Source organism: Faecalicatena sp. Marseille-Q4148, from assembly GCA_018228665.1.
GTDB lineage: Bacteria > Bacillota > Clostridia > Lachnospirales > Lachnospiraceae > UBA9414.
Window position 1 is genome coordinate 2,675,469 of sequence record CP073692.1, and the last position, 14,595, is coordinate 2,690,063.

General features: G+C 42.3%; 12 protein-coding genes. 9 read left to right on the forward strand and 3 right to left on the reverse strand.

Annotation, left to right across the window (positions count from 1 at the left end):
- Nucleotides 1–69: 69 nt before the first annotated feature.
- From KFE17_12820 to KFE17_12830, 3 genes are read left to right on the forward strand one after another with little or no spacing between them, the layout of a single operon-like run.
- On the forward strand, nt 70–1,011 hold the full coding sequence (locus KFE17_12820; GenBank protein ID QUO31709.1) for a MoxR family ATPase: 942 nt from the start codon (nt 70–72) through the stop codon (nt 1,009–1,011).
- 3 nt (nt 1,012–1,014) lie between these two features.
- Nucleotides 1,015–2,145 carry a DUF58 domain-containing protein gene (locus KFE17_12825; protein ID QUO31710.1) on the forward strand — a complete coding sequence of 377 codons (1,131 nt, stop codon included), beginning with the start codon at nt 1,015–1,017 and terminating at the stop codon, nt 2,143–2,145.
- Nucleotides 2,138–3,097 (forward strand): hypothetical protein, encoded by a 960-nt coding sequence (locus KFE17_12830; protein ID QUO31711.1) that lies wholly within the window; start codon nt 2,138–2,140, stop codon nt 3,095–3,097. The genes KFE17_12825 and KFE17_12830 overlap by 8 nt, the downstream gene beginning before the upstream one ends.
- A gap of 28 nt (nt 3,098–3,125) precedes the next feature.
- Here KFE17_12830 and KFE17_12835 read toward each other — a convergent pair whose 3' ends face one another.
- The 3 genes from KFE17_12835 to KFE17_12845 all read right to left on the reverse strand — a co-directional run bounded on the left by KFE17_12835 (nt 3,126) and on the right by KFE17_12845 (nt 7,519).
- Nucleotides 3,126–3,779, reverse strand: a complete 654-nt coding sequence (locus KFE17_12835; GenBank protein ID QUO31712.1) for a phosphatase PAP2 family protein — start codon at nt 3,777–3,779, stop codon at nt 3,126–3,128.
- Between the two features lie 165 nt (nt 3,780–3,944).
- A complete protein-coding gene (locus KFE17_12840) occupies nt 3,945–5,693 on the reverse strand; it encodes a [FeFe] hydrogenase, group A (protein ID QUO31713.1) in 1,749 nt (582 codons plus the stop codon).
- On the reverse strand, nt 5,687–7,519 hold the full coding sequence (locus KFE17_12845; protein QUO31714.1) for an FAD-dependent oxidoreductase: 1,833 nt from the start codon (nt 7,517–7,519) through the stop codon (nt 5,687–5,689). The genes KFE17_12840 and KFE17_12845 overlap by 7 nt, the downstream gene beginning before the upstream one ends.
- A 222-nt stretch (nt 7,520–7,741) precedes the next feature.
- Here KFE17_12845 and KFE17_12850 point away from each other — a divergent pair, with 222 nt between their 5' ends.
- The 6 genes from KFE17_12850 (at nt 7,742) to KFE17_12875 (ending at nt 14,585) form a co-directional block, all read left to right on the forward strand.
- Entirely contained in the window at nt 7,742–8,659 is a 918-nt protein-coding gene (locus KFE17_12850; GenBank protein QUO31715.1) for a helix-turn-helix domain-containing protein, read from the forward strand.
- A 107-nt stretch (nt 8,660–8,766) separates the two neighbouring features.
- Entirely contained in the window at nt 8,767–9,936 is a 1,170-nt protein-coding gene (locus KFE17_12855; protein ID QUO31716.1) for a galactokinase, read from the forward strand.
- Nucleotides 9,937–9,967: 31 nt separating this feature from the next.
- Nucleotides 9,968–11,461 carry a UDP-glucose--hexose-1-phosphate uridylyltransferase gene (galT, locus tag KFE17_12860; GenBank protein QUO31717.1) on the forward strand — a complete coding sequence of 498 codons (1,494 nt, stop codon included), beginning with the start codon at nt 9,968–9,970 and terminating at the stop codon, nt 11,459–11,461.
- A gap of 18 nt (nt 11,462–11,479) precedes the next feature.
- On the forward strand, nt 11,480–12,514 hold the full coding sequence (locus tag KFE17_12865) for a galactose mutarotase (protein ID QUO31718.1): 1,035 nt from the start codon (nt 11,480–11,482) through the stop codon (nt 12,512–12,514).
- A 426-nt stretch (nt 12,515–12,940) separates the two neighbouring features.
- Nucleotides 12,941–13,609, forward strand: coding sequence for a GntR family transcriptional regulator (locus tag KFE17_12870; GenBank protein QUO31719.1), 669 nt, complete (start codon nt 12,941–12,943; stop codon nt 13,607–13,609).
- Between the two features lie 16 nt (nt 13,610–13,625).
- On the forward strand, nt 13,626–14,585 hold the full coding sequence (locus KFE17_12875) for an ABC transporter permease (protein ID QUO31720.1): 960 nt from the start codon (nt 13,626–13,628) through the stop codon (nt 14,583–14,585).
- The last annotated feature ends 10 nt before the right edge of the window (nt 14,586–14,595 follow it).

A 14,595-nucleotide genomic window follows, 5' to 3' on the forward strand; every position in this document is an offset into this window, starting at 1 on the left:
TTTTCTGTTCGGAGAGAAAAGGAAGTGATATAATAACAAAGGAGATGACGAAGCTTGGAGGAGAATAACATGGATCATACAGAACAGATAAAGAGATTAAAAGAGAATATAGGAAGTGTTCTCGTAGGTAAGGAGAAACAGACACGGTGGCTTCTGACGGCGCTTCTGGCAAGAGGCCATGTGCTTCTTGAGGATGTTCCGGGAACGGGGAAAACAATGCTTGCCAAGACGCTGGCGCAGTCGGTGGAGGCAAAGTATCACAGGGTTCAGTTCACACCGGATCTGCTGCCGTCAGATTTGCTTGGATTAAATTACTATAATCAAAAAGAAGGAATATTTACTTTTAAAGAAGGACCGGTGTTTAGTAATATTCTTTTAGCGGATGAAATTAACCGGGCGACACCGAGAACACAGTCCAGTCTTCTGGAATGTATGGAAGAGCAGCAAGTAACGGTGGACGGAAAGACTTATATGCTGGAGGCTCCGTTTTTTGTTATTGCAACACAAAATCCGATTGAAACAGTAGGAACGTTTCCGCTTCCGGAGGCTCAGCTTGACCGTTTTCTGATGAAGTTTTCTCTCGGAAATACGAAAGCGGAAGAAGAAATAGAAGTGATCAAACGGTTTCTTTACGGCAATCCATTTCAGAAATTGGAGCCGGTATGCGAAACAGAAGAGATTCTTGTGCTTCAGAAAGAAGTGCAGGAAGTATTTCTCCATGAGGAACTGATGGAGTATATTGTGAAGATCGTAATGGCAACAAGAACACATAAACAGATTTTTACAGGTGTCAGTACGAGAGGGACACTTGCACTTGTTCGTGCAGCAAAAGCGCTGGCCTATGTGAATGGACGGAGGTTTGTGACGCCGGAAGAAATAAAAGAGCTGGCGGTTCCTGTTTTGGCGCACCGCATTTCTCTTCAGAAGGGGGAAGGGAGAAGACGTCCGGAAACGATTATAGAAGAGCTTCTCGAAGGAATTCCGGTACCGACGGAAGATTGGAGCCGTTAGAAAATGTGGATGATCATGTTAGAAATGCTTGCGGCTGCCGGGATTGCTTTGTGGCTGCAGCAGAAATTTTTTCAAATATATTCGAGACGGGGGCTGTCGGCGGAAGTATATTTCGATGAAGAAGAATTAAACGCAGGAGAGAGATCAACCATCTCTATCACTGTGACCAATCGAAAAAATATACCGCTCAGTGCAGTCAGTCTTGCATTTCGTGTAGATAAGACAATCCGTTGTCTGGAAGAGGAAAATAGCGCGGTATCGGATTATACTTATCGCTATGATGTATTTTCTATAGGAGGATATGAAAAAGTAAGACGGGTTGCGCCTATTCTTTGTCAGAAGAGAGGGTATTATGAGATTGAGGATCTGGAATTATCTACAAGCGATCTGTTTTATCGAAAACAGTTCCATAAAGAATGTCATTCCGATTCCGTGCTTTATGTCTATCCGGCGGCAGTTCCGGCAGAGTTGTCGGAGAAAGCGGCGAGGAAGATTTATGGTGAAGTGACAGCGCGGCGCTTTCTGGTCGAAGATCCATATGAATTCCGGGGATTACGGGAATATCAGCCTTATGATGAAATGCGCTATATTAACTGGAAAGCTTCTGCACGCTGTACAGAGCTGATGGTAATGCAGAAAGGAAGTATGTCAGACCAGAAAGTCGTGATTCTTTTGAATGCGGCAAGCGATGACGGGGATAACCGTATCCTTGTGGAAAAGGGGATTTCGATTGCTTATGCACTGGCAGAGCATTTGATCAGAGAGGGAATACAGACAGGGTTGATTTCGAATGGGAGAGACCGTTTAGACGGCAAAACGATTTATTTGGAGGCAGGGGCTGCCAGAAGTCATGTAGAGGCTATCGGCCGCTGCCTTGCCAGACTGATAGAAACATCGGATCAGACCTCTTTTGCATCCTGTATCAAAGAGCGGATTCTCAGTGAAGAGAATCAGGATACGGTGTATGTTGTAATCAGTGAAGTGCGGAATCGAAATGCAGTAGCAGACTTTCCAAAGCTTGCAGAAGTATGTGAAGGTTCTCAAATGATTCTTGTGAAACGGATTGATGACAAAACAGAAGATCTGGAGCAGCTTTCCGAAAATATTATGATGTGGGAGGTGCCTTATGCATAGCCGAACAAGTACAAAATTATCCAACCGCATGTATAAGAAATGGGTAGAACGCTTTCGGATGCCATTCCATGTAGGAGTTGGAATCGTATGCATATTTCTATACCTGATTCTTGATAATATAAAAACAGCGGTACCGCCTGCGGCTGCACTTTGGATTTTCGGTATTAATTTTCTTATTGCTCTTGTGCAGTGGAATCATCACCGGTTATATCGGTTCGCTAATTCCAGCCGTTATATGAAAGGAATTCCGGAGAAAAAACTTCAGGTAATTAACGGGATGTATCTTCTTGTTTTTTCATTACTGATTGGTGGAATCACATTTCTTTTTATGCAGCTTCCGCTCATGGAGATCGGTACGTCTATTGCAATCCGGCTGCGGGATTTGCTTCGGTTTATTTTCAGTGGATTTGCTAAAACCGCCATAAGCTCTTCAGCGGGAGAAGAAGCCGGAATGAATATGGGGATGATGGATTATTTTGCTGATCTGAGAGGAGATGCGCCTGTTAATACGGCGTTTGGAAGATTTCTGGAAAAAATAATGATTGTGTTTGGGATTGTGCTTACCTGTATTCTTGTTGTGTATACATTTGTAACGATTTACCGAAAAATATGGGAAAAAGTGCGGTTTCAGTTTGATGACGAAGTGCTGAAAATTGAAAAGGATGAAAAAACAGTTCAGATGCAAAAAAAGCCGATTTCATTCAAAAATAGATTTCAAAGAGATGCAGCGTCACAGTTTCGGAAACATTATCGAAAAATGATCCGACGGCGTCTGAAGAAAGGGAGTAATGTTAATCCGGCATGGACACCTGAAGAAATCGAAGCATTTGTCGGATTGTCAGGAGAAGAAGGCAATCAGAAAATCCATGAAATGTATGAATGCATTCGGTATGGGAGAAAAGAAGAATTTGATGCAAGAGAAGCTGAGAGACTACAGCAGAATATGAGATAAAAAAGAATCCCGCTTGCGGGATTCTTTTTTAACCAATGGTCTGTTTTGTATAAGTTTCTGATTTAATCGGACGAGGCGCGTATACGAAAAAATATAATACAGCTGCCATAAGAAAAGCGCTTACAACATCAATAACAGAGTGCTGTTTTAAAAACATTGTAGACAGAATAATAGATACTGTCAGTAAAAATGTGCCAATCTGAAGTGCTTTATGTTTTCTGAGCGCCTGGCTGCGATGAATTGCGATGTAAGCTCCGATAGAATTAAATACATGGATACTTGGAAGGACATTTGTTGAAGTATCGGCAATATAAAGTGTCTTTACCATATCCGTAAAAATATTATCCCGTGGAAATACATCCGGTCTCAAATCCAACCCATTTGGATATACCGTAGAAATAATGAGGAAGATCGTCATTCCGGTAAACAGGAAACTGACGAGCTGATAAAATTCTCTTTTGTCGTGAAAGAAAAAATATCCGACAGTTACAGCGATATAACCAAACCACAATAAATAAGGTACGACAAAGAATTCAATAAACGGTATCTTATCGTCCAATGGAGAATGGATCAGATGAAATTCAGTTGTGACATGTTGTTCCAGATAGAAGAACCATGGGAGGTAGATCAGTCCGTATAAAAACACCCACGCATGCTTATATTTCTGAATAAAGTTTTTCATAATGAACCCCCGCTTTCTTTTTGGAGTCATTCGGATTATAACATGATTTCGAAAGTGCAACAACAATATTCACAGTAAATTTAGAATCTTAATAAAATCTTAGAAATTTAGAAGAGTGAAGGGAGAGAATCGTATAGAAGATTCTCTCCCTGATAGTTATATTATCTATCGACCTTGTTTACGAGGCATCTCCCATGCATTGTGATCTGTATGAAGCAGCATGTGCGCCTTGTGGGACATTGGTTTTTCAAGATAATCTGTATATAATTTTTGAACATCCGGATTCTCATGAGAGAAACGAATCTGTGCATTAGAATCAAGGAAATAGAGATTCTTGCCACGTTCAAAAGCAAGTTCTTCGCCATCATGGATCGGCTGTCCGCCGCCGCCAACGCATCCGCCCGGGCAAGCCATAACTTCTACGAAGTCATAATGTACTTCACCACGCTCGATCTGATTGATAAGACGGCGTGTATTGCCGAGACCATTTACAATGGCTGCCTTTACAACAGCATCTCCCAGTTGGAATTCAGCAGTTACGATATCAGTTTCCTGACTTGTAGCACGAACAACTTTGAAAGCATCCGGTTCTGGATTCTTTCCGGTTACAAGGAAGTAAGCAGAACGAAGAGCTGCTTCCATAACACCTCCGGTTGCACCGAAGATCACGCCGGCACCGGAGCCTTCTTTCATAAGTGGATCACATTCGCGGTCTACAAGTGTAGAAGGTTCGATATGTGCAGAGCGGATCATGCGGGTAAGCTCGCGGGTTGTGATAACGATATCTGTGTCATGTCCGGCGTATTCGCCGTAGAAAAGTTCCATATTACGTTCACCTTTCTTAGCTACGCAAGGCATAACAGAAACAGTTACCATGTCTTCCGGTTTTACACCGATAGACTCAGCGAAATAAGTCTTCATCACGGCACCGAACATCTGCTGCGGTGATTTTGCAGTAGAGAGCTGTGGTACAAGATGAGGATACTGTGATTTGATGAAACGGATCCAGCCAGGACAGCAGGAAGTAAACATCGGGCGTTCTTTTGTCTCGCCTTTTGTGAAGCGTTCCAGGAATTCGGTACCTTCTTCCATAATAGTAAGGTCAGCAGAGAAGGTTGTATCAAATACATAATCGACACCGAGGCGTTTCAAAGAATCCATAATCTTTCCAACCGTTGCTTCTCCCCGTTTCATGCCAAGAGCTTCGCCCCATGCAGTACGCACAGCCGGAGCTACCTGGGCTACAACAACTTTCTTCGGATCAGCAATTGCTTCCCATACTTTCTCTGTATCGTCGCGTTCACGCAGAGCGCCGACCGGGCAATGTGTAATACACTGACCGCAAAGAGAACAGTCTGCTTCATTAATTGTTCTGTGACCGGAGACATTGACTGTAGAGCGGGAACCTGTTCCTTCCACATGCCATACATTCAGACTCTGGATCTTGTCACAGACTTGAACACAGCGCATACATTTGATACATTTTGCAGAGTCACGGATCAATGGGAAGTTTTTATCCCATGGCTGACGTTCCAGACGTTCGCCAAATGGAATCTCAAGGATATTGAGATCATTGGCAATTTTCTGAAGAGAACAGTTACCGCTTCTGACACAGGTTGCACATTTGCAGTCATGCTGTGAGAGGATGAGCTGCACCGTCTTTCTTCTGTCTGCCCGTACTTTTGGACTGTTTGTATAAATTACCATGCCTTCCTGAGCAACATTGTTGCAGGATGTGATCAGGCGGTCATTGCCTTCTAATTCTACAACGCAGACGCGGCATGCAGCAATCTCATTCACATCTTTCAGATAACACAGCTTTGGAATCGGGATTCCGTTCTGTGCTGCTGCTTCCATAATGGTAGTGCCTTCCGGCACAGAAATTTGTTTATGATCGATTGTAAAATTTACCATACTTTCTCCCGACCTCCTTTGAACAGACCATAACCGAAGTGGTCACAGCGCAGACAACGTCCGGCTTCCTGACAAGCTTCTGATTTGGTCATGCAGTTTTCAACACCTTCGAAATCGTGGATACGTTCACATGCTTCCCGTTCTGTCAGTTCCACGCGTCCGCATGGTGCGCGGTCATCGAGGTTCGGTTCCGGAATCTCAACGTCACATGTAATTTCATGGTGGTATCCAAGATACTCATCTATATTGGCAGCTACAACTTTCGCTGCGGCGATCGCACGAATAACGGTAGCAGGACCTGTTGCACAGTCTCCGCCGGCAAATACACCAGGAATATCGGAAAATCCACCGAATTTCTCAGCCATAATCTTACCGCGCTCAACAGGAACACCGGCATTTGCAAAATGTTCTGTTTCGATATTTTGTCCGATTGCAACAACGAGTGCAGAACAAGGAATAAATTCATCCGGTTCTCCGGATGGTTTTACACTTGCACGACCGTCTTTGATCTTGCTGATCATCTGAGGTGTTACCCAGAGCCCTTTTACATGACCGTTCTCATCACGTTCAATGCGGGATGGAGCTTTCAATGTACATACTTCTACACCTTCAGCAATCGCACCTTCAATCTCAGCAGGAAGAGCAGTCATATCAGCGATACGACGGCGATATACACAGCTTACCTTCTTAGCGCCGAGACGTACAGCAGTGCGGACAGCATCCATAGATACGTTACCGCCGCCGACGATTGCTACATCCTGTCCGGTAAGATCCGGAAGTTCGTTCTTACCGACAGCGCGCAGGAACTGTACTGCAGACATAACTCCTTCAGCGTTTTCGTTCTCCAGACCAAGTTTCTTATCTGTGCTGGCGCCAATTGTAATCAGGACAGCATCATACTCTTCACGGAGACTCTGGATTGTCATATCTTTGCCGATACGCATGCCGTATTTTACTTCTACTCCTGTTGCCAGGATTGCTTCGATATCATCATCTAAACGTTCTTTCGGAAGACGGTAGTTTGGAATACCGTAGCGAAGCATACCGCCAAGTTTTGGAAGCATTTCAAATACGGTAGCCTGATGTCCCATCAGCTGCAGATAGTAGGCAGCCGAAAGACCTCCCGGACCACCGCCGACAACAGCGACACGTTTTCCGGTAGACGGAGCACATGGCGGAGGCGGAACCTTGCCTGCAAAATCAGCAGCAACTCTCTTAAGACCTCTGATGTTAATTGCATCATCTACCATATTGCGGCGGCAGCGAGCTTCACAAGGATGTTCACAAATAAAACCGCAAGTAGTTGGGAATGGATTGTCTTTGCGGATCAGGCGGATTGCATCGTCGTATCTTCCTGCACCGACAAGGGCAATATATCCAGGAATATCAACATGTGCCGGACAGAGTGCAACGCACGGTACCGGCTGATGATATGTACATGTACACCGTCCTTCGCGAATATGCTGTTCGTAATCATCACGGCATCCAATCAGACTTTTGTATACCATATGTGCAGCTTCATAGCCGATAGCGCAGTCTGCGGAATGCATGATAGAAAGAGCGGTTTCTTCCATTAAATCTAATGTGTCCATAGTAGCTTCGCCATTCAATACATCTGTGATCAAATGCTTCAGCTGTAAAAGTCCAATGCGGCAAGGCGCACATTTACCGCATGTCTGTGCATGGCACAATTCTAAAAATGCCCGTGTAATATCTACAGGACAAAGCCCCGGCGGGCTGGCTTCGATTCTATGTTCAAGTTCCTTATAAAGTCCTTCAACAACGAGCTGAGATTTACTAGGAGTAGGAATCTCAAGTCTGCTCATATTATCACTCTCCTTTTCGTAAAGATCTGTTTGATGGTCATTTACAAATATTGTAATATATAACAAAGCAAGAAACAAGAAAAGTTATTTTTTAGTCAAAGATTAACAAAAGTATCACAATATTTTTGAGAAAATCATTGACGAAATGAAGAATTCTTATAATAATGAAAGTATCGAAAAAGATATGACAGAATATAAAGAAAAGAAAACGAGGAGGCAGTTGTGGAAAAAAATATAAAATTAAATATGAATGAGCCTGAAAAACTTGCAATTGTCGGAAAAGCACTCTCTTCAGAGATAAGAATTCGAATTTTAGGGCTTTTGGAAAATCGTTATTATAATATCAATGAGATTGCAGAGCTGCTTCAAATTCCTTCCTCTTCTGCGGCAATGCATATTAAAGTGTTGGAAGAAGCGGGACTGATTGAGACAGAGTTCAAGGCGGCAGTGCGCGGCTCCATGAAAATCTGCCGCAGGAGCGTAGGAAGTATCGCGATCCGTCTGGATGAGAAGAACTATGAGAAAGCGGAAACAATCCCAATGCCTATTGGAAATTTCGTTGATTATCATGTGGAACCGACATGTGGTATTGTATCAGGGACAGGACATATTGATATTGAAGATGAACCGGCAGTTTTTTATAATCCGAGAAGGACAGAGGCGAAGTTGATCTGGCTTGGCAATGGGTATCTGGAATATCGTTTTCCGAATGCAGCCCTGAAGAAAAATGTATTAAAGAGTATTGAAGTGTCAGCGGAGGTCTGCTCAGAAGATCATGAATATAATATGGACTGGGAGTCAGACATTACGCTTTGGATTAATGAGATTGAGGTTGGAACATGGAGAAGTCCGGCGGATTTCGGAGATCGCAGAGGAAGGCTCACGCCGGCGTGGTGGCCTTCTCAGAACAGTCAGTACGGAATGATGAAAGTGTGGAAGATTGATTCTCAGGGAAGTTATCTGGATGGAGCCCAGACATCGAATACACCGCTTTTGGCATTTAAACTGGAGGAGAATGAATACATTTCTGTAAAGATCGGCATTAGTCCGGATGCAGCAAAAAAAGGCGGAATGAATCTTTTTGGCGATGAGTTTGGAGACTATCCACAGGATATTGTTATGCGGCTTATCTATGAATAAGAAAGAGACGTCTCTCCTCATTGACAGAGAGGAGCGCAGATGATATCATTAAACCAAGATAAATGTTTTAAAACAAAAATATTGTTATAAATGAAAGGAGATATGACATGAAAGAACAGTTAATCAAAGCGTTTCAGGAGTTGTTCGGGGAAGAAGGAGAGCTTCATGTTTACTTTGCACCGGGACGTGTGAATCTGATCGGGGAACACACAGACTATAATGGAGGCCATGTATTTCCGTGTGCGCTGACGATTGGAACTTATGCGGTGGCAAGGAAGCGCGAGGACAGAAAGATCCGTTTTTATTCTCAGAATTTCCCAAAGAGCGGAGTTGTAGAGACAAGCCTTGATGACCTGACTCCATATGATGCTGCTGGATGGACAAATTATCCAAAGGGAGTTATGTGGGCTTTTGAAGGCCGCGGATATAAGCTGCCGTCAGGAATTGATATGTTGATCTATGGAAATATTCCAAATGGTTCAGGACTTTCTTCTTCCGCTTCTCTTGAGGTTCTGACAGGAACAGTTCTGCGGGATCTGTTTGGATTTGATGATTTGAGCATGACGGATCTTGCTCTTATCGGACAGTATTCAGAGAATAATTATAATGGAATGAACTGTGGCATCATGGATCAGTTTGCCAGTGCAATGGGCAAAAAAGATCATGCGATTTTCCTTGATACAAGCGATCTGAGTTATGAATATGCATGTGTCAAACTGGAAGATGCCAAGATTGTGATTACAAACAGTAAAGTGAAACATAGCCTTGTAAGTTCTGCGTACAATGACAGGAGAAATGAATGTGAGACTGCTTTAAAAGAACTTCAGAAAGTGATGGATGTTCCGTCTCTTGGAGCACTTACAGAAGAAGAATTTGAAGTTCATAAAGATGCTATTCAGTCTGAAGTAAGACAAAGACGGGCAAAACATGCAGTATATGAGAATCAGAGAACAATCAAAGCAGTGGAAGCTCTGAAGAACAATGATATTGAGAAGTTTGGAGCATTAATGAATGCGTCACATGTATCTTTGAGAGATGATTATGAAGTATCCTGTGAAGAAATCGATGTACTTGTTGAACTGGCATGGCAGATCGAGGGAGTTGTCGGATCAAGAATTACCGGAGGCGGATTTGGAGGCTGTACGGTCAGTATTGTGAAAAATGATGCAGTCGATACATTTATAGAGCAGGTGGGAAATGGTTATCGTGAGAAAACCGGACATGAAGCAGAATTCTATGTGGTGGAAATCGGTGACGGAGCCCGTGTGCTTTCCTAAAAACCGGATAAAAGAATAAGGGAGACGAGACATGTTATCAGAACAGATTAGAGATTTAGTGAATTATGGAATTAGAACAGGACTTACACCAAAGTGCGAGAGAATCTATACAACAAATCTTCTGCTTGATTTAATGAAGGAAGACAGCTACGAAGAAGTTTTGGAAGAAAAGGATCAGGAGCCGGAGTTGGAAGAGATTCTTTCAGAACTGTTAAATGAAGCAGTGAAACGGGGAATTATCGAAGACAGCATTACAGAACGGGATCTATTTGATACAAAGTTAATGAATTGCCTTGTACCGCGTCCGGCGCAGGTACAGGAAAAATTCTGGGAACTTTATAAAGAATCACCGGAAGCAGCGACTTCTTATTATTATGAACTGAGCCAGAACACGGATTATATCCGTCGTTACCGTGTAAAAAAAGATATGAAATGGAAAGTGGACAGTGAATACGGTGAGATTGATATTACAATTAATCTGTCTAAACCGGAGAAAGATCCAAAAGCGATTGCAGCAGCGAAAAATGCGAAAGCTTCCAGCTATCCAAAGTGTCTTCTCTGCGTGGAAAATGAAGGATATGCAGGAAGATTAAACCATCCGGCCAGAGAGAACCATCGAATCATTCCGATTACGATTAATGACAGCCGTTGGGGATTCCAGTATTCTCCGTATGTATACTATAATGAACATTGTATTGTGTTTAATGGAGAACATACGCCAATGAAGATTGAGCGGAATACTTTTGTGAAATTATTTGATTTTGTAAAATTGTTTCCGCATTATTTCCTCGGATCAAATGCAGATCTGCCGATCGTAGGGGGATCTATTTTAAGCCATGACCATTTTCAGGGAGGTCACTATACATTTGCTATGGCAAAGGCAGAAATAGAGAAACCGGTAACCATTCCGGGTTACGAGGATGTAGAAGCAGGAATCGTGAAATGGCCGCTTTCTGTACTCAGAATACGGCATGAAGATGAGAAACGTCTGATTGATCTGGCAGATCATGTACTTCATGTGTGGAGAAGCTATACAGATGAGGCGGCGATGATATTGGCGGAAACAGACGGAGAACCACATAATACGATTACACCGATTGCCCGTAAATGTGGAAATGTGTTTGAACTTGATCTTGTACTTCGGAACAATCTGACAACAGAAGAACGCCCGATGGGCTTGTATCATCCAAGAGACGAATATCACCATATTAAGAAAGAAAATATCGGCTTGATCGAGGTAATGGGACTTGCGGTTCTTCCGGCAAGACTGAAAACAGAGATGGAGCTTCTGGCAGATGCCATGGTTAGCGGAAAAGCCATTCGGGAAAATGAAATACTTGCCAAACATGCTAAATGGGCAGAAGAAATTCAGGCGGCACACAGTGAGCTGAACAGCGAAAATGTGATGGAAATTCTGAAAGAAGAGATTGGAAAAGTATTTGTTCATGTACTTGAAGATGCCGGTGTTTATAAGTGCACAGAAGAGGGAAGAGAAGCTTTCCTGAGATTTGTGCATACACTGTAAACTAAGAGAGGAAAAAACATGTTGAAAAAATCTTTTGGACAGACAAAAACAGGTGAGCAGGCAAGTCTGTATGTATTTGAAAACCGGAATGGGATGCTCATGGGCGTTACAGATTTTGGGGCAACTCTTGTAAATGTAGTAGTTCCTGATAGAAATGGACGTCTTACAGATGTCGTGCTTGGATTTGATGATGTTAGCGGTTATGAAGCAAGCGATAAATTTTTTGGAGCTACTGTGGGACGAAATGCTAACCGGATCGGCGGAGCTTCTTTTGAATTAAATGGAAAGACCTATCTTCTTGCAAAAAATGATGGAGAGAATAATCTTCATAGCGGTTTGGACTTTTCTAATCAGAGAATGTGGGCGGTAGAAGAGACAACGGAGAACAGCATACGCCTGTCTTTGGAAAGTCCTCATATGGATCAGGGATTTCCGGGAAATGTAACACTTTATGTTACATATAGGTTGACAGAAGAAAATGCAGTAGAAATTTCTTATGAAGCGACTCCGGATGCTGACACCATTTTAAATATGACAAATCACAGTTATTTCAATTTGGAAGGACATGATTCCGGGAACGTGCTGCGTCAGCATGTGCAGATTGATGCAGAGGCGTTCACAAGAGCAGATGCAACATCCGTTCCGACCGGAGAAGTGGTTCCGGTTGAAGGAACACCGATGGATTTTCGTAATCCCACATTGATCGGTGCAGGAATTGATTCAGAATATGAGGCTGTACAGCTTGGTCACGGATATGATCATAACTGGTGTCTGAAGTATGACGGAACATTCAAAAAAGCAGCTGCGATGTACGCAGAAGGAACAGGGATTGGCATGGATGTATACACGGATCTTCCGGGAATGCAGTTTTATACAGGAAATTTTGTGAGCAATGTATTTGGAAAAGGCGGAACAATCTATCATGTAAGAAGCGGAGCTTGCTTTGAGACGCAGTATTATCCGGATGCAGTTCATAAACCACATTTCCAGCAGCCAATAACAAAGGCCGGAGAAACATATCGAACAAAAACGTCATATAGATTCTATCTATAAATTACTGGAATATATCAAATCAAACAATTTGTGTTTTTGGGGAAAGTATAGTATATTAATCTCAACAAAAGAAATTGCCAATTCCCTTCAAAGGACCTTCGAGGACGCTTGCCTCGGAGGTCCTTTTACTATGTGCGGAAAATTATCGTATAAAATATTTTTACATGAATTTTTCAAAAATGAAATGAAAGAATGCCGCGTTAATACAAAAAAGAAACTTGTTAAAAGAATAACAAAAAGAAAAGTGTTTAAAATGCACAAAAATCGCATATGAAATTAATGAAAAACGGTAAAAAATTATATTTGAAGATTGTTAACAATTGACATTGGACTAATATATTAGTATAATAGAGAAAACAAATTAATGGATTGTTGTATTTATTGTTTAAAAAATAACGACAATTTATTTTAGAAAGAGAATGATTCATGAAAGAGAATGTAATGAAAAAAACGCTCCGTGAGCAAATCGCTGAGATACTGAGAAAGAAAATTTTGTCAGGAGAAATTAAGCCGGGCGAGAGATTAATTGAGGCAGAAATCTCGGAAGAGTATCAAGTCAGCAGAGGGCCGGTAAGAGAAGCGCTTCGGCAGATTGAAGAAGAAGGGCTTGTGACTTATTTATCGCACAAAGGCTGTGTTGTGAGGGAGCTTACATATGAAGATATGCAGGAATCTTACTTGATCCGTTCTGCGCTGGAAATGTTAGCTGTAGAAATCTACGAAGCGAAGTTGCCGAAGGAATATGAAGACGAGATGGAAGAAATCTTAAAAGAGATGGAAGGCGCATCGAGTACAAAAGATGTTTATAGTATTGTTGAATTAGATGAGCGTTTCCACTGCTGTATTGTGGAAGCATCCGGATGCAGCAAGCTTTTAAAAATGTGGAAAATGCTGGAAGGGGATAATGCAGCAACCTATCTTACAATGAGCAATGAAGTATTGATGCCGTTTGCGGTTATCGCAAGAAATCATCGGTGGATTTTAGAAGCGCTGCAGTCTCGTGATGTCAGCGAAACGCAAAGAAGAATCAGAGAACATTATATGGTTGTTCCGCAGACATTATACGAGAAAAAACATAGTTTGAGAGAAAAATAATTTTAGCAGAACGATAATGAAATCAAAGGAGGATGAAAAGATGCTGAAATTTATTGGAAAACGACTTGCTTTTGCCGTACTGACGCTGTTTTTGATTGCTACGGCAACATTTTTCCTGGTAGCCGGAGCTCCGGGAGATCCTATTGCAGCGAAAGTAGGTCAGATGCCGGAACAGGCACAAGCCATTATTAATGCAAAATATGGTTTTGACCGTCCGGTAGTTGAAAGGTACTTCATGTATATGAAGAATCTAATCACAACAGGCGATTTTGGAGAATCAATTATTTACACGGGAAAATCTGCCAATGACATTATCCGGGACAATACATTGATCTCAGCCAAGATCGGTTTGCTTGCTATTTTATTCCAGGTAACGATCGGTGTGCTGCTCGGACTTGTTGCAGCGCTGAACAGAGGAAAACCTATCGATCATGCGATTCGAATTATGGTAGTACTCGCAATCTGTGTGCCAAGCTTTGTATTTGCGGCGCTTCTCCAGTATTTCCTTGCTTTTAAGTGGAAACTGGTTCCGGTATTCGGATGGGGAGAATTAAAACACTACATACTTCCGGTTGCTGCATATGCCATTGGTGGAATCGCTTCTTACTGCAAATACACAAGAAACAGTACATTATCTGTTATCAGTGAAGATTACATTATAACAGCGAAAGCAAAAGGCTGTACGAAAAAAAGAGTTGTTCGCAAACACATTTTAAGAAACTCTATGATCCCGATTGTCACAATGATTGGACCGGCAGTTGCAGGTATCTTCGCAGGATCATTCATTATTGAGAAGATGTTCGCAATTCCTGGACTTGGTTCTTATTATGTAAAAGCGGTATCTGATAATGACTATACGATGGTAATTGGTCTGACAATCTTCTTTGCAATGCTTTATGTAGCGGCATTGATTATTGTGGATATCCTGTATGGTATTGTCGATCCGAGAATCCGTGTAACAAAGGGCAAGAAATAAGTGAGGTGTA

What these genes read in the sequence shown, in the direction of transcription:
- KFE17_12855 (QUO31716.1), top strand. Translation starts at nt 8,767, where the DNA reads ATGAAAGAACAGTTAATCAAAGCGTTTCAGGAGTTGTTCGGGGAAGAA.
- KFE17_12825 (QUO31710.1), top strand. Translation starts at nt 1,015, where the DNA reads ATGTGGATGATCATGTTAGAAATGCTTGCGGCTGCCGGGATTGCTTTG.
- KFE17_12870 (QUO31719.1), top strand. Translation starts at nt 12,941, where the DNA reads ATGAAAGAGAATGTAATGAAAAAAACGCTCCGTGAGCAAATCGCTGAG.
- galT (QUO31717.1), top strand. Translation starts at nt 9,968, where the DNA reads ATGTTATCAGAACAGATTAGAGATTTAGTGAATTATGGAATTAGAACA.
- KFE17_12875 (QUO31720.1), top strand. Translation starts at nt 13,626, where the DNA reads ATGAAATCAAAGGAGGATGAAAAGATGCTGAAATTTATTGGAAAACGA.
- KFE17_12845 (QUO31714.1), bottom strand. Translation starts at nt 7,519, where the DNA reads ATGAGCAGACTTGAGATTCCTACTCCTAGTAAATCTCAGCTCGTTGTT.
- KFE17_12840 (QUO31713.1), bottom strand. Translation starts at nt 5,693, where the DNA reads ATGGTAAATTTTACAATCGATCATAAACAAATTTCTGTGCCGGAAGGC.
- KFE17_12830 (QUO31711.1), top strand. Translation starts at nt 2,138, where the DNA reads ATGCATAGCCGAACAAGTACAAAATTATCCAACCGCATGTATAAGAAA.
- KFE17_12835 (QUO31712.1), bottom strand. Translation starts at nt 3,779, where the DNA reads ATGAAAAACTTTATTCAGAAATATAAGCATGCGTGGGTGTTTTTATAC.
- KFE17_12865 (QUO31718.1), top strand. Translation starts at nt 11,480, where the DNA reads ATGTTGAAAAAATCTTTTGGACAGACAAAAACAGGTGAGCAGGCAAGT.
- KFE17_12820 (QUO31709.1), top strand. Translation starts at nt 70, where the DNA reads ATGGATCATACAGAACAGATAAAGAGATTAAAAGAGAATATAGGAAGT.